At 65.6% G+C, this 13,807-nt stretch carries 13 protein-coding genes; 7 read left to right on the forward strand and 6 right to left on the reverse strand.

Annotated features, from left to right (window positions below; genetic code table 11):
- Nucleotides 1-58: 58 nt before the first annotated feature.
- Nucleotides 59-2,056 (reverse strand): transketolase, encoded by a 1,998-nt coding sequence (gene tkt / locus PNI01S_RS16945; protein WP_065327931.1) that lies wholly within the window; start codon nucleotides 2,054-2,056, stop codon nucleotides 59-61.
- A gap of 225 nt (nucleotides 2,057-2,281) precedes the next feature.
- Between tkt and PNI01S_RS16950 the strand changes: the two genes are divergently transcribed.
- From PNI01S_RS16950 to ligB, 3 genes are all read left to right on the forward strand, one after another.
- Nucleotides 2,282-3,283 (forward strand): ArsR/SmtB family transcription factor, encoded by a 1,002-nt coding sequence (locus tag PNI01S_RS16950; RefSeq protein WP_065327932.1) that lies wholly within the window; start codon nucleotides 2,282-2,284, stop codon nucleotides 3,281-3,283.
- Between the two features lie 17 nt (nucleotides 3,284-3,300).
- Nucleotides 3,301-4,491 (forward strand): methionine adenosyltransferase, encoded by a 1,191-nt coding sequence (metK, locus tag PNI01S_RS16955; protein ID WP_024764161.1) that lies wholly within the window; start codon nucleotides 3,301-3,303, stop codon nucleotides 4,489-4,491.
- A gap of 149 nt (nucleotides 4,492-4,640) precedes the next feature.
- Nucleotides 4,641-6,308, forward strand: coding sequence for an NAD-dependent DNA ligase LigB (gene ligB / locus PNI01S_RS16960; protein WP_065327933.1), 1,668 nt, complete (start codon nucleotides 4,641-4,643; stop codon nucleotides 6,306-6,308).
- Between the two features lie 5 nt (nucleotides 6,309-6,313).
- Here ligB and PNI01S_RS16965 read toward each other — a convergent pair whose 3' ends face one another.
- Nucleotides 6,314-7,618 carry a ferredoxin reductase family protein gene (locus PNI01S_RS16965; protein WP_024764163.1) on the reverse strand — a complete coding sequence of 435 codons (1,305 nt, stop codon included), beginning with the start codon at nucleotides 7,616-7,618 and terminating at the stop codon, nucleotides 6,314-6,316.
- A gap of 175 nt (nucleotides 7,619-7,793) precedes the next feature.
- Between PNI01S_RS16965 and PNI01S_RS16970 the strand changes: the two genes are divergently transcribed.
- Nucleotides 7,794-8,540 carry a metallophosphoesterase family protein gene (locus tag PNI01S_RS16970; protein ID WP_024764164.1) on the forward strand — a complete coding sequence of 249 codons (747 nt, stop codon included), beginning with the start codon at nucleotides 7,794-7,796 and terminating at the stop codon, nucleotides 8,538-8,540.
- Here the strand turns inward: PNI01S_RS16970 and PNI01S_RS16975 are convergent.
- A complete protein-coding gene (locus PNI01S_RS16975; protein WP_084358666.1) occupies nucleotides 8,537-9,520 on the reverse strand; it encodes a CE1 family esterase in 984 nt (327 codons plus the stop codon). The two genes, PNI01S_RS16970 and PNI01S_RS16975, sit on opposite strands and share 4 nt — an antisense overlap.
- Nucleotides 9,521-9,669: 149 nt before the next feature.
- Here PNI01S_RS16975 and PNI01S_RS16980 point away from each other — a divergent pair, with 149 nt between their 5' ends.
- A complete protein-coding gene (locus PNI01S_RS16980; RefSeq protein WP_024764166.1) occupies nucleotides 9,670-10,068 on the forward strand; it encodes a DUF1090 domain-containing protein in 399 nt (132 codons plus the stop codon).
- 59 nt (nucleotides 10,069-10,127) lie between these two features.
- On the opposite strand, the gene PNI01S_RS16985 is transcribed toward PNI01S_RS16980, so the two are convergent.
- The 3 genes from PNI01S_RS16985 to PNI01S_RS16995 form a co-directional block, all read right to left on the reverse strand.
- Nucleotides 10,128-10,595, reverse strand: coding sequence for a c-type cytochrome (locus tag PNI01S_RS16985; RefSeq protein WP_084358667.1), 468 nt, complete (start codon nucleotides 10,593-10,595; stop codon nucleotides 10,128-10,130).
- A 144-nt stretch (nucleotides 10,596-10,739) separates the two neighbouring features.
- Nucleotides 10,740-11,126: an MAPEG family protein gene (locus PNI01S_RS16990; RefSeq protein ID WP_024764168.1), complete on the reverse strand. Its 387-nt coding sequence runs from the start codon at nucleotides 11,124-11,126 to the stop codon at nucleotides 10,740-10,742.
- Nucleotides 11,127-11,226: 100 nt separating this feature from the next.
- On the reverse strand, nucleotides 11,227-12,057 hold the full coding sequence (locus PNI01S_RS16995; RefSeq protein WP_084358668.1) for an EamA family transporter: 831 nt from the start codon (nucleotides 12,055-12,057) through the stop codon (nucleotides 11,227-11,229).
- 146 nt (nucleotides 12,058-12,203) lie between these two features.
- Here PNI01S_RS16995 and PNI01S_RS17000 point away from each other — a divergent pair, with 146 nt between their 5' ends.
- Together PNI01S_RS17000 and PNI01S_RS17005 are read left to right on the forward strand one after the other, a co-directional pair.
- A complete protein-coding gene (locus PNI01S_RS17000; protein ID WP_037011389.1) occupies nucleotides 12,204-12,818 on the forward strand; it encodes a LemA family protein in 615 nt (204 codons plus the stop codon).
- Complete coding sequence (locus PNI01S_RS17005; protein ID WP_065327939.1) at nucleotides 12,815-13,798, forward strand: TPM domain-containing protein; 984 nt, start codon at nucleotides 12,815-12,817, stop codon at nucleotides 13,796-13,798. Before PNI01S_RS17000 ends, PNI01S_RS17005 begins: the two co-directional genes overlap by 4 nt.
- Nucleotides 13,799-13,807: the final 9 nt, after the last annotated feature.

The following is a 13,807-nucleotide window of genomic DNA, read 5'->3' on the forward strand; positions in this document are numbered from 1 at the left end:
GTTATCCCTTGGTGATCGCTGCCGGGGCGTAACGCACCCCGGCAGGCTCAGGCGCTCGTCAGGCTTCGAGCAGCTCGGCGGCGACTTCCAGCACGTTCTCGACGGTGAAGCCGAAGTGTTCGAACAGCGCCGGGGCCGGGGCCGACTCACCGAAGGTGGTCATGCCGATCACGCGGCCTTCCAGGCCCACATACTTGTACCAATAGTCGGCGTGGGCCGCTTCGATGGCAATGCGCGCACCGACCTGTACCGGCAGCACGGCCTGCTTGTAGCCGGCGTCCTGCTGGTCGAAGACGCTGGTGGACGGCATGGAGACCACGCGCACCTTGCGGCCTTCGGCGCTGAGCTTGTCGAACGCCTGCACGGCCAGGCCGACTTCGGAGCCGGTGGCGATCAGGATCAGTTCCGGCTCGCCGTCGCAGTCTTTCAGCACGTAGGCGCCACGGGCCACATCGGCCAGTTGGGCGGCGTCGCGCGGCTGGTGCGGCAGGTTCTGGCGGCTGAAGATCAGTGCGGACGGGCCGTCGGCGCGCTCGATGGCGTACTTCCAGGCCACCGCGGATTCCACGGCATCGGCCGGGCGCCAGGTGTCCAGGTTCGGGGTCAGGCGCAGGCTGGCCAGTTGCTCGATCGGCTGGTGGGTCGGGCCGTCTTCGCCCAGACCGATGGAGTCGTGGGTGAACACGTACAGCACGCGCTGCTTCATCAGGGCGGACATGCGCACCGCGTTGCGGGCGTATTCCATGAAGATCAGGAAGGTTGCGCCGTAGGGGATGAAGCCGCCGTGCAGGGCCACGCCGTTCATGATGGCGCTCATGCCGAACTCGCGCACGCCGTAGAACAGGTAGTTGCCGTTGGCATCGTCGGCGCTCACACCCTTGCAGCCCTTCCACAGGGTCAGGTTGGAACCGGCGAGGTCGGCGGAGCCGCCCAGCAGTTCCGGCAGCAGCGGGCCGAAGGCGTTCAGGGCGTTCTGGCTGGCCTTGCGGCTGGCGATGGTCTCACCCTTCAGGGCGACGTCGGCGACGTAGGCAGCAGCCTTCTCGGCGAAGTCGGCGGGCAGCTCACCGGCCACACGGCGCTCGAACTCGGCGGCCAGTTTCGGGTGCGCGGCCTGGTAGGCAGCGAAGCGCTTGTTCCACTCGGCTTCGCGGGTGGCGCCGCTGTCCTTGGCGCTCCACTCGGCGTAGATGTCCGCCGGGATTTCGAACGGGCCGTGGTTCCAGCCCAGCGCAGCGCGGGTGGCGGCCACTTCGTCGACGCCCAGGGCGGCGCCGTGGCTTTCTTCCTTGCCCTGCTTGTTCGGCGAACCGAAGCCGATGATGGTCTTGCAGCAGATCAGGGTCGGCGCGTCGCTCTTGCGGGCGGTGTCGATGGCGGTCTTGATCTCGTCGGCGTCATGCCCGTCGACGTTGCGGATCACCTGCCAGCCGTAGGCTTCGAAGCGCTTGGGGGTGTCGTCGGTGAACCAGCCGTGGACTTCGCCATCGATGGAGATGCCGTTGTCGTCGTAGAAGGCGATCAGCTTGTTCAGGCGCAGGGTGCCGGCCAGCGAGGCGACTTCATGGGAGATGCCCTCCATCATGCAGCCGTCGCCCAGGAAGGCGTAGGTGTAGTGGTCGACGATGCTGTGGCCGTCGCGGTTGAACTGCGCAGCCAGTACTTTTTCGGCCAGCGCCATGCCCACGGCATTGGCGATGCCCTGGCCCAGCGGGCCGGTGGTGGTCTCGACGCCAGCGGTATAGCCGTACTCCGGGTGGCCCGGGGTACGCGAGTGCATCTGGCGGAAGTTCTTCAGGTCATCGACGGTGACGTCGTAGCCGGTGAGGTGCAGCAGCGAGTAGATCAGCATCGAGCCGTGGCCGTTGGACAGCACGAAGCGGTCGCGGTCGGCCCACTGCGGGTTGCTCGGGTTGTGCTTGAGATAGTCGCGCCAGAGGACTTCGGCGATATCCGCCATGCCCATGGGGGCGCCAGGATGGCCGCTGTTGGCTTTCTGCACGGCATCCATGCTGAGTGCGCGGATGGCGTTGGCTCGCTCACGACGGCTGGGCATCGCTGAATCTCCTGCGGGGGCTGCTTCGAAAGATCGAAGGGAATGAAAAAAGGCCGGTATTTTCGCCCAGCCGGCCCCTGTGGGGCAATGACAGATCGGCAGATGCCTGACACAGGGCACCGGTTTATCGCCGTGGGCTGATCAAAAACCACTCATCCGGCAATATCAAAACTTTTTGATACAGCCCTTGCCGACCCCGAAGGCCATGACTAGACTGCGCAACCCATGAGTCTGCGCCTGCCCGAAATCCGCCACGACGATTGCGACCAGTTGGCTGCCCTGTGCAAGGCCGGCGGCGACCCGCTGCGGCTGAACGTGCTGCGGGTGCTGGCCAACGATTCGTTCGGCGTACTGGAACTGGCACATATCTTCGGCGTACGTCAGTCGGGCATGAGCCATCACCTGAAGGTGCTGGCCCAGGCCGGCCTGGTCGCTACCCGTCGCGAAGGCAACGCGATCTTCTATCGCCGCGCCCTGCCCCAGGGTGAAAGCCTGGGCGGCACGCTGCACGGGGCGCTGCTCGAAGAAGTGGACGAACTGGCGCTGGCCGATGACGTCAGCGCCCGGGTCGACGGCGTACACGCCCAACGTGCCGCCGTGAGCCGCGACTATTTCGCCCGTAGTGCGGAGAAGTTCCAGGCGACCCAGGACCTGATCGCAGGACTGCCGCAATACCGCGAAAGCGTACTGGCGCTGCTCGATGCACTGAGCTTCGCCGCCGGCGCCACGGCGCTGGAAGTCGGCCCCGGCGACGGCGGGTTTCTCCCCGAGCTGGCCCGGCGTTTCGATCAGGTCACGGCGCTGGACAACAGCGAGACCATGCTTGCAATGGCGCGGCAACGTTGCGCCAGCGATGGATTGAACAACGTCCGGCTGCGGCTGGGCGACGCCCTGCAGGACGTCGACGACGCGGCGGACTGTGTGGTGCTGAACATGGTGCTGCATCACTTCGCCGCACCGGCGGAGGCCATGAAGCAGCTGGCACACCTGGTGAAACCCGGTGGCAGCCTGCTGGTGACCGAACTCTGCAGCCACGACCAGAGCTGGGCCCGCGAGGCCTGTGGCGATCTCTGGCTGGGGTTCGAACAGGAAGACCTGGCCCGCTGGGCCGACGCCGCCGGGCTCGCGTCCGGCGAAAGTGTGTACATCGGTTTACGCAATGGCTTTCAGATCCAGGTGCGGCACTTCGCCAAACCGGATTCGCGAAGCGTCCTCACCCACCGGTAAATGATAGGAACCGTTAGATGAGCGAATACTCAGTTTTCACCTCCGAATCCGTCTCCGAAGGCCATCCGGACAAGATCGCGGACCAGATTTCCGATGCGGTGCTCGACGCCATCATCGCCAAGGACAAATACGCCCGCGTGGCCTGCGAAACCCTGGTGAAGACCGGTGTCGCGATCATCGCCGGTGAAGTCACCACTTCCGCCTGGGTCGACCTGGAAGAGCTGGTGCGCAAGGTCATCATCGACATCGGTTACAACAGCTCCGAAGTCGGCTTCGACGGCGCCACCTGCGGCGTGCTGAACATCATCGGCAAGCAGTCGGTGGACATCAACCAAGGCGTCGACCGCGCCAAGCCGGAAGACCAGGGCGCTGGCGACCAGGGCCTGATGTTCGGCTATGCCAGCAACGAAACCGACGTGCTGATGCCCGCACCGATCTGCTTCTCCCACCGCCTGGTGGAGCGCCAGGCCGAGGCCCGCAAATCCGGCCTGCTGCCGTGGCTGCGCCCGGATGCCAAGTCCCAGGTCACCTGCCGCTACGAAGGCGGCAAGGTCGTCGGTATCGACGCCATCGTGCTGTCCACCCAGCACAACCCGGAAGTCAGCTACAAGGACCTGCGCGAAGGCGTGATGGAGCTGATCATCAAGCAGGTGCTGCCGGCCGAACTGCTGCACAAGGACACCCAGTTCCACATCAACCCGACCGGTAACTTCGTCATCGGTGGCCCGGTGGGCGACTGCGGCCTGACCGGCCGCAAGATCATCGTCGACTCCTACGGCGGCATGGCCCGTCACGGCGGCGGCGCGTTCTCCGGCAAGGACCCGTCCAAGGTCGACCGTTCCGCCGCCTACGCCGGCCGCTACGTGGCCAAGAACATCGTCGCCGCCGGCCTGGCCGAGCGTTGCGAGATCCAGGTGTCCTACGCCATCGGCGTGGCCCAGCCGACCTCCATCTCGATCAACACCTTCGGCACCGGCAAGATCAGCGATGACAAGATCATCCAACTGGTCCGCGAGCACTTCGACCTGCGTCCGTACGCGATCACCAAGATGCTCGACCTGCTGCACCCGATGTACCAGCCGACCGCAGCCTACGGCCACTTCGGTCGCAACCCGTTCGAAATGACCTACGACGGTGACACCTTCACCGCCTTCACCTGGGAGCGCACCGACAAGGCTGCCGCCCTGCGTGATGCCGCCGGCCTGTAAGGCCCGGTAGCAGGAAAAAGCCCCGCCTCGGCGGGGCTTTTTCGTTTCTGATCGCCCACAAGCCTTGGCGAAAAATCCACGCTCATTCCGGCATCAATCGCCGCTTTCGGCTCCTAGCCTTGCGGGTTTCCACTGCACGGTCTCTCGCCATGCTCCGCCTCGTCATCACCTTGCTGCTTTGCCTTCCTCTTACCGTTCGTGCCTGCCCCGACTGGCCGGCCGAGCAGGTGCCTCGACAGATCGAGGCACTCCGCGGGCAGCTGACGCAGTGGGATGACGCCTACCACCGGGACGGAAGGTCCCCCGTGGCCGATGAGCTTTACGACCAGGCACGCGAACGACTGGCGCAGTGGCGGGACTGCTTCCCTCAAGTCCGTGTTGCCCCCGAGTCACCGCTGGCCAGCAGCGCGGGGACGATTCGCCACCCCTTCCCCCACACCGGCCTCGACAAGCTTCCCGATGCCTCGGCCGTGCGCAGTTGGCTGGCCAACCGCTCCGATCTCTGGGCGCAACCCAAGGTCGACGGCGTAGCGGTCACGCTGATCTACCGCGACGGTCGCTTCATCCAGGCAATCAGCCGCGGCGACGGCAGCGCCGGGCAGGACTGGACCGCCAACGCGCAACGAATCGATGCTATCCCCAGGCAGTTACCCGGCGAACCAGGCGATCTGGTGCTGCAAGGCGAGCTGTACTGGCGACTGCCACAGCATGTGCAAGCGTTGCAGGGCGGTTCGGGTGCCCGCGGCAAGGTCGCCGGCCTGATGGCCCGCAAGGATTTGGGCGACCAAGGCACACAGATCGGTCTGTTCGTCTGGGAGCTGCCGGAGGGTCCGGTGAAAATGCCGGATCGCTTGGCACGACTGCGCCAGCTGGGATTCGATGACAGCGCCGACCTGACCGTACCGGTGGCTGGGCAATCTGAAATCGAGTCCTGGCGCGAACGCTGGTATCGCCAGCCGCTGCCCTTCGCCAGCGATGGCATTGTCATCCGCCAGGGCCGCCGGCCACCGGGCAAGGCCTGGAGTGCACAGGCGCCGGGCTGGGCGGTGGCGTGGAAGTATCCACATCAACAGGCACTGGCGGAGGTTCGTCGCGTGGCGTTCAAGGTCGGCCGCAGTGGCCGGGTGACACCTGTGCTGCATCTGGCCCCGGTAGAGCTGGACGGACGAACCATCCAGCGCGTCGGCGTCGGCTCGCTCAAACGCTGGCGCAGCCTGGACATCCGCCCTGGCGACCAGGTCGCCATCGCCCTCGCCGGACTGACCATTCCTCGCCTGGACGGCGTGGTCTGGCGCTCGCCGAATCGCCCCCAAATAGCCGCGCCAGAAGACGGCCAGTTCAACGCCCTCTCCTGCTGGCAGCCCATCGAGGGCTGCGAGGAACAGTTCCTCGCCCGCCTGGAGTGGCTCAGCGGAAAGAGCGGGCTGGGGCTAGCCGGTGTCGGACCGGGCACCTGGAGCAAGCTGCACGAAGCCGGGCTGCTGACGGGGATACTCGCCTGGATGACGCTGACGCCAGAGCAACTGAGCCAGGTTCCCGGACTCGGAGAGCGAAGTGCAGCGAGTCTGCACCAGCAGTTCCAGCTCGCTCGCCGGCGATCGTTCGCTACCTGGCTGCGTGCACTGGGTGCACCGTCCCCCAACGCCCATCCCGCGGGAGACGACTGGCCCGCGCTGGCCGCCCGCGACGCAGTGCAGTGGCAGATGCAACCAGGCATAGGCAAGGTGCGCGCGGCACAACTGGAAGCCTTCTTCAAAGCGCCGGCAGTCGTGCAATTGCGCGAGCAGTTGCACGACCTCGGCGTTGCCGGCTTCTGAGCGCCTCAGCGCATCTGGAAGGCTTCCTGGTGGAAGCGGTTGCCCGGCATGCCCTGGCGGCGCAGGTCACGGCGCAGCAGTTCGGCCAGCGCCTGCGGGCCGCAGAACCACACGCTCGGCCACCGCCCTCCTACACCGGGCTGCAGACCCAGATCGGCTGCCTGCAGGTAACCTTCGCTCTCGCTGTAATGCACACGCAGATCGATACGCGGCAATTTCGCACACAACTCACGCAGGCGGCCGGCATAGATGGCATCGGACGGCGAGCGCACGCAGTACAGCAGCGTCACCTCCGGGCTGTCATCCGGCCGCGCCTGCAGTGAGTCGAGCCACGCCAGGAAGGGTGTAATGCCGATACCACCGGCGATCCAGACCTGCCGCTCGCCCTTGTCGCGGCGGAAGTCGAAGCGGCCGTACGGCCCTTCCACCTTCACCGGGTCTCCCACCTTCAGTCCATCCTGAAGGCGCTGTGTGTAGTCCCCCAATGCCTTGATGCTGAAACGCACTTCGCCGTTGCCCAGGTCGCCGCTGGAAATGGTGAAGGGATGCTGGCCTTCCAGGCGATTGCAGGTGAGGAAGGCAAATTGCCCGGCACGGTGCTGCCAACGCCCCTGCAGCTTGCAGGTCACTTCCAGCATTCGCTCGCCTGGGCGGTCGACCGCGACCACGACACCCTCATGGGTGCGCCGGCGGCCGATCTGCCCGGTCAGCGACCAGAGCGCACAGAGGCTGCCCACCGCGGCGCAGAGTGCCACCAGCCAGCCGACCGGTTGCGCCCAGTAGCCCGCCGGCGCCAGCACCACGCCATGGAAGGCGAGCACCAGATAGACCACGGCGAGGGTTTTGTGGACATAGCGCCACAAGTGATAGGGGAAGCGCTGCCAGAGCGTGATGACCAGCATCGCCGCCAGCAACCAGGCCGACCACTCGCCCAGGTCCTTGGCCGAGCCGCGGAATACGTCGAGGAAGGTTTCCACCCTCGGCCCCTTGGCCGGCTTGGCGATGAACTCGGCGAGCAGCGGCCCACCCAGCTCCATCAGGTAGTGCAGCAGGCCCAGCACGATGGCCAGGATGCCCGCCCACTTGTGCGCGCGGTACATGCGGTCGAGGCCGTCGAGGGGCTTCTCCAGCCACACCGGGCGCACCGCCAGCAGCATGATCAGCGACATCAGCGCGAATGACGCGACGCCAGTGAAGAGAATGGCCTGCTTGCGCACGACCCAGATATCCAGCGTCGCCGGCGGGTCGACGAACAGGGCGAGGCCAAAGGTGGCCGCCACGGCCAACAGTACGATCCAGATGAGTTTCATGACTTCTCCTTGGAGCACTGACTTAGTGCACCCACATGGAAGCTGAAGGGTTCCTCTGAATTATCCCTTAATTTCGAAGGGCCTTTAGGGTCGTACCGGTGATGCCATGATCCATGTCAAACGCATCATCCTTCGTTATGCTCGGCACTTTCCTACGGCAAATATAAAAACAACCATGCGCCTTCGCGTTCTTTCCGACCTCCATCACGAGCACTTTCCCAACGGTTATCGCCAATTGCCGCAGACTGTGTCGGACATCGTCGTACTTGCCGGAGATATCCACGAACACTTGCAGGGGTTGCACTGGGCGCGCGAGGAATTTCCTGATAGCGAGATCATCTACGTCGCCGGCAACCACGAGTTCTATCACTCAGACTTGCCCGAACTGACCCAGGCCATGCGCAATCTGGCGCAGGCATTGAATATCCACTTTCTGGAAAAGGACGCCGTGGTCCTGGGCGGCGTACGCTTCCTTGGCGCCACGCTGTGGACCGACTTTCAGCTCTATGGCGCGCATGCGTCGGAACTGGCCTACGAGCAGGCCCAGTTACTCATGCCGGACTTCCGTACGATCGACTACTTCGCCCAACCCTTCACCCCAGGCATGAGCGCCGATATCTGCGCGTCGACCTGTCGGTGGCTGGAGGCGGAACTGGCACAGCCCTTTGCCGGGCCCACGGTGGTGGTCACCCACCACGCACCCAGCGCGCGCTCGATTCCTCCGCATTACGTGGGCGATGCGCTGTCGCCGGCCTTCGCTTCCAACCTGGAATCACTGGTCGAGCGCTGTGACCTGTGGATCCACGGTCACGTTCACGAATGCCTGGACTACCAGGTCGGCCGGGGCCGCATCGTCGCCAACCCCGGCGCCTACCCCGGCGAGGACAGCGGCTTCGATCCCTGTCGGGTGATCGAACTCTAGAACGGCTGCTCGCCAGGTGATAGCTCGCTGAAGAACCGCCAGATTTCAGCCGGCCCATCCAGTTGCGGGTCGACCTGGCCAAGCATGCGCGGCGGCCGGTAAAGCGGCTGCGAAATCAGGTGCCCTCCACCAAACACCGTCACCAGCTCCACGGGCGGCCCGTCGCCGGCAGCCCAGCGCTGGCGCTGCGTCCACACCGGCCCCGGCTGGGTCAGCTTATCCACCTGCGGCTCGCCTCCCTGGCCGTTGCGCCGCGCCAGTGCAAGAGCAGAGTCCTCGGCAGAGAGCACGTTGCCGCGATCACCGAAGCCAAACAGCGTGACCCGGCCACCCGCGTAGGGATTGATGGGGTCCCGCGTGCCATTCATCAACAACGCCGCCCTGGGCTGCTCGGCGGGACGGCAGGCGTCGTTGTCGGCGCTCGGCAGGCTGGCAGCCACGGCGGCGACGCCAGCGACCTTGTCCGGCGCTTCCGCCGCCATCCGCAAGGCCATCTGCCCGCCATTGGAATAGCCCGTGACGAACACCCTCGCGGGATCGACGCCGCGCTCGCGCTGCAGGCGCGCGATCATGTCCGAGAGAAAGCCGACATCATCGATGTTCAGTTGCCGGGCGCTGTAGGAGGCGACCCGCCGGCAGTCGTTCCAATGGCCCTCGAAACCATCGGGGTAGAGCACCAGAAAACCGTCGCGATCTGCCAACGCGTCGAAACGGTAGCCGCTGTCGCGGCGCATGCGCTCGCCGTTGCTCTGCGAGCTGTGCAGCACCACCAGCAGCGCCGGGCGCTCGGCCAACTTCTGCGGCACGTAGAGCACGTAGCTGCGGCGTCGCTGCCCCTGGCGCAGCGAGGCATCCTCACTGCTGCCGGTCAGCGTTGGTCGCTGTATCAGCTCGCCGGGCACGTACCACCAACCGCCCACCAGCAGCGCCAGTACCAGCAGCGCGATGAGCCCCTGCACGATCCGCATCGCCACCCGCATACCGCTTCTCCTTGCCCGCCCGGCGGGCCTTGCGAGTCCGGGCCAGATTCGGAGGCATTGCCCTGGGGCAGCCCCTGGCGCTCCCGTCCATGGCAAACTCTAGCCGTTGACTCCAACGTCATAGTGTTTGGTAACCAAGGACTCCGAAAATGTTCCGAAGCTCTGCCCTGATGGCCGCCGTTCTCGCCCTCGGCTGCGCCAGCCCGCTACTCGCCGCCGAGACGTCCGGGCAACCGCTGACCGGCTGCGCCGCCAAGCGCGCCGCTCTCGAAACCCAGCTCGAACAGGCCAAGGCCCAAGGCAACGGCAACCGCATCGCCGGCCTGCAGACCGCCCTGGAGAAGGTGAAGACCTATTGCACCGACGCCAGCCTCACGCAGGAGCGCAAGCAGAATGTGCTGGACGCGGAGAAGGAAGTCGCCCAGCGCGAGAAGGACCTGCGCAAGGCGATGAACAAGGGTGACGCCGAGAAGATCGAGAAGCGCAAGGACAAGCTGGCCGAAGCCCGCGCCGAACTGGAGCAGGCCAAGCGCGAACTGGAGGAGTGAACCTGTAGGATCGAACTGGCTCGTTCGCGAGTCAGCTCGACCCTACAAGAAAGCGCCCGTCAGAGCGCGCGGAATTTCTTGTGGCAGGCTTCGCAGGCGTCTTCCACCGCGGCGAAGTCCTTGCGCACGCCTTCAGGCGTCGGCGCGGCATTGCGGGTGTTTTCGCCCAGGGCGCGGACGGCCTGTTCGAAGGTCTTGGCGTCGGCCTGGAACTCCAGTTGGCGCTGCCAGATTTCCGCCTTGGCGCGGGTGTCGTCGCTTTCCACCTTGTCAGCTGGCGGCTGGGTCGTGGGGAAGTACTGCCAGGGCTTGTCGGCCAGTTCGCCCAGCTTGGTCGAATTGCTCCGGAACCTGTCCGCGTCGAAGGGAATTCGCCCGCGCAACATGCCGCCCATGTCCTCGCTGGTCTTGAGCATCTCCTTGAACACCGCCTGGCGCTTGTACTCCGGCGAGTTGGGGTCCAGGCGATGGCAGCCGGCAAGCGCGGTACCGGCCAGCAGCAGAACGAGCAGGGTCTTCAACTTCATGGGGGACTCTTGTAGGACGGCCAGACACGGAAGCGCCGGATTATCCGCCCCGTTCCCCGAATGATCCAGACCGCGCGCCGGTCGCTGCGGCCATCCGCCGCAGCGCCGTGCCATTCGTTCAGCTGCCGTTCAGGCAGCCTCGGGTCAGGCGGAAACGACGAAGATCGCGATGATCAACGCCATGCCGAGGAACCATGCCAGCGAGCGCAGCATCGCCAGGTCGGCGATGTAGAAGATCAGGTAGAGCAGGCGGCTGGTGACCCAGGCGATGGCCAGGCGGTCGATGGTGGCGGGTTCGGCATTGTTCACCACGTAAGCGATGATTACTGCCGCGGCGAAGGCCGGGGTCACCTCGAAGCTGTTCATCTGGAAGGCGTTGGCGCGCTTGCGATAGCCCTCCAGGCTGGCGAGGAAGGTGCGCGGGTCGTGGTTCTGCCGGGGGCCGAAGCCGCCGCCAGTGAACTTGGCGATGCTGGTGCCGACGTAAGGCAGGAAGATCGCGATCAGGACGCACCAGAAGGCAATGGGCATGGCGGGACTCTCGTCGAGGGGAAAGCGCGCAGCTTAGGTCATCGCCGCACGCTGCGTCCTTGACCGGCTTGGCGGGTTGCTCCGTAGCGCGAGCCAATCCTCAGAGTTTCATCACCAGCATGCCCGCCAACACCAGGCTGCACGCCGCCAGACGCGGCAGGCCGAAGGGTTCCTTGAGGAAGCGCATGCCGAACAGCACCACCAGCAGCACACTGGTCTCGCGCAGCGCGGCGGCCTCGGCGATGGAGCCCAGCTGCATGGCCCAGAGCACCAGCCCGTAGCTGAGCAGCACGCAGAAACCGACGCTCAGGCCGAGCTTCCAGTCGTTGATCCAGAACTTGGCGAAGGCTCGGGTGCGCCCGCACAGCGCCACCAGCGGAAATGGCAGGCCCGACAGCAGCGACAGCCAAACCAGGTAGTCCAGCGGCTTGGGCCAGAGCTTGAGCGCGTTGCCGTCGGTCCAGGTGTAGCTGCCGATGCACAGGCCCATCAGCAGCACGGTGGGATAGGCGATCCACGGCAGCTTCGAGCCGCCGCCGCCCTTGAGCAGGAACAGCATGCCGACCGGGATCAGCAGGATACCGAGGATCTGCTTGCCGGTCAGGTGCTCGCCGCCGAAGTAGAGGGTCAGCGCTAGCACCACCAGCGGCGACAGCCCGCGCATCAGCGGATAGACCAAACCCAGGTCGCCGACCTTGTAGGCCTGGATCAGCAGCACGCGATAGACCAGCTGCAACGACACGGCGGCCAGCAGCCAGGGCCAGACTTCGGCAGGAGGAATCTCGATCCAGGGCAGCAGGAGCAGCGCGGCGGCGAGGCCGACCATGTCCATGCAGGCAACCACCAGCAGGCGGTCGTTGCTGAACTTGACGAGGGTGTTCCAGGTAGCGTGCAGCAGGGCGGCCAGCAGCACCAGGGTAGTGGCAAGCACGAAAACGAACTCCTGGTATAGACCAGATCAATTCTACCCTGAGCCACCCCATGCCGGGCAAGCGCTGGCTGTTTCGGACATTTCCACCTGCCTCCTCAGCCATAACTGGCCTAGACTGGGCCTTTTCGCCAGCACGAGCCTCTGCCATGCCACGCCTGATCAAGTTCCTGACCGCTTACATCCTCGTCACCCTGCTCTCCGGCTGCGGCTACAACGCCATGCAATCCGGCGACGAAGGCGTGAAGGCCGCCTGGTCGGAAGTGCTCAACCAGTACCAGCGCCGCGCCGACCTGATCCCCAACCTGGTCAGCACCGTGAAGGGCTACGCCGCCCATGAAGCCAGCGTGCTGACCCAGGTGACCGAGGCCCGCGCCAAGGTCGGCAGCACCACCCTGAATGCCGACCAGCTCGACGACCCGGAAGCGGTCAAGCGCTTCCAGCAGGCCCAGGGGCAGCTCAGCTCGGCGCTGTCACGCTTGCTGGTGGTCTCGGAAAACTACCCGCAGCTCAAGGCTGACGGCCTGTTCAAGGACCTGCTGACCCAGCTCGAGGGCACCGAGAACCGCATCACTGTCGCCCGTGGCCGCTATGTGAAGGCCGTGCAGGAATACAACGTGATGATTCGCCAGTTCCCGCAGGTGATCACCGCGAAGATCTTCGGCTACAAGCCCAAGGCCAACTTCAGCGTCGAGAACGAAGCCGCCATTTCCACCGCGCCTAAAGTGGACTTCGGCAACGCGCCGGCGCAGCCCGCACAATGACCTTGCCGCGCTGGCTGCTGGCCGCCCTGCTGCTGTGCTGGGCGGTCGTGCTGCAGGCGGCGCCGGTCGCCATTCCGCCGCTCAGCGCCCGCGTCACCGACCTCACCCAGACCCTCGATGCCGGGCAGCGCGCGCAGCTGGAAAGCCAACTCGCCGGCCTGGAGCAACGCAAGGGCGCGCAAATCGCCGTACTGCTGGTTCCCACCACTGGCGAGGACAGCATCGAGGACTACGCGGTGCGTGCTTTCGAGCAATGGAAGCTGGGCCGCAAGGGTGTCGATGACGGCGTGCTGCTGGTGGTTGCGAAGAATGACCGTACGCTGCGCATCGAAGTCGGCTACGGGCTGGAAGGCACCATCACCGACGTGCAGGCCGGCCGGATCATCCGCGAACAGATCGTCCCCTTCTTTCAGAAAGGCGACTTCGCTGGCGGCATCCAGGCCGGCGTCGACAGTCTGATCGCGCTGATCGAGCCGCCCTCCGCCGCAACCACGCCGGACGGCAGCGAAGACGAATTGCCGCATACCGGCCCGGCGGAAAACTACAGCGACGCTTACTCGAACCGCAACGCGACGGCCGCCGAGGAAATCCCGCCCACCCGCCTGGCAGCGCTACTCGGCCTGCTGGTCGGCGTGCCGCTGCTGGGCATGCTGCTGCCGGTGTCCTGGATGCGCCAGCGCAGCATGGGCCGCTACCTGCTGTGCAGCGTGCTGGTGGGCGGCATCGCCGCTGGCGTGCTGCTGGTCAGCGACGTCAATCCCGCCGCGCTGCAACAGCAGTTGATCGGCGCCTTCACGATCCCGCTGGTGCTGTACATCTTCTTCCTGCCGCCGATGTGGCTGACCATGGGCGTGCTGCAACTGCTCATGACGATCATCAGCTCGATCGGCCGCGGCGGGCGTGGAGGTGGCGGCGGCGGTGGAGGCTTCCGTGGCGGCGGTGGTTCCAGCGGCGGCGGCGGGGCCTCCGGCCGCTGGTAAACCAGGGCC

This window comes from Pseudomonas nitroreducens NBRC 12694 (assembly GCF_002091755.1).
Lineage (GTDB): Bacteria > Pseudomonadota > Gammaproteobacteria > Pseudomonadales > Pseudomonadaceae > Pseudomonas > Pseudomonas nitroreducens.

What these genes read in the sequence shown, in the direction of transcription:
- PNI01S_RS16975 (WP_084358666.1), bottom strand. Translation starts at nt 9,520, where the DNA reads ATGCGGGTGGCGATGCGGATCGTGCAGGGGCTCATCGCGCTGCTGGTA.
- ligB (WP_065327933.1), top strand. Translation starts at nt 4,641, where the DNA reads ATGCTCCGCCTCGTCATCACCTTGCTGCTTTGCCTTCCTCTTACCGTT.
- PNI01S_RS17000 (WP_037011389.1), top strand. Translation starts at nt 12,204, where the DNA reads ATGCCACGCCTGATCAAGTTCCTGACCGCTTACATCCTCGTCACCCTG.
- PNI01S_RS16990 (WP_024764168.1), bottom strand. Translation starts at nt 11,126, where the DNA reads ATGCCCATTGCCTTCTGGTGCGTCCTGATCGCGATCTTCCTGCCTTAC.
- tkt (WP_065327931.1), bottom strand. Translation starts at nt 2,056, where the DNA reads ATGCCCAGCCGTCGTGAGCGAGCCAACGCCATCCGCGCACTCAGCATG.
- PNI01S_RS16985 (WP_084358667.1), bottom strand. Translation starts at nt 10,595, where the DNA reads ATGAAGTTGAAGACCCTGCTCGTTCTGCTGCTGGCCGGTACCGCGCTT.
- PNI01S_RS16965 (WP_024764163.1), bottom strand. Translation starts at nt 7,618, where the DNA reads ATGAAACTCATCTGGATCGTACTGTTGGCCGTGGCGGCCACCTTTGGC.
- PNI01S_RS16950 (WP_065327932.1), top strand. Translation starts at nt 2,282, where the DNA reads ATGAGTCTGCGCCTGCCCGAAATCCGCCACGACGATTGCGACCAGTTG.
- PNI01S_RS16980 (WP_024764166.1), top strand. Translation starts at nt 9,670, where the DNA reads ATGTTCCGAAGCTCTGCCCTGATGGCCGCCGTTCTCGCCCTCGGCTGC.
- PNI01S_RS16970 (WP_024764164.1), top strand. Translation starts at nt 7,794, where the DNA reads ATGCGCCTTCGCGTTCTTTCCGACCTCCATCACGAGCACTTTCCCAAC.
- metK (WP_024764161.1), top strand. Translation starts at nt 3,301, where the DNA reads ATGAGCGAATACTCAGTTTTCACCTCCGAATCCGTCTCCGAAGGCCAT.
- PNI01S_RS17005 (WP_065327939.1), top strand. Translation starts at nt 12,815, where the DNA reads ATGACCTTGCCGCGCTGGCTGCTGGCCGCCCTGCTGCTGTGCTGGGCG.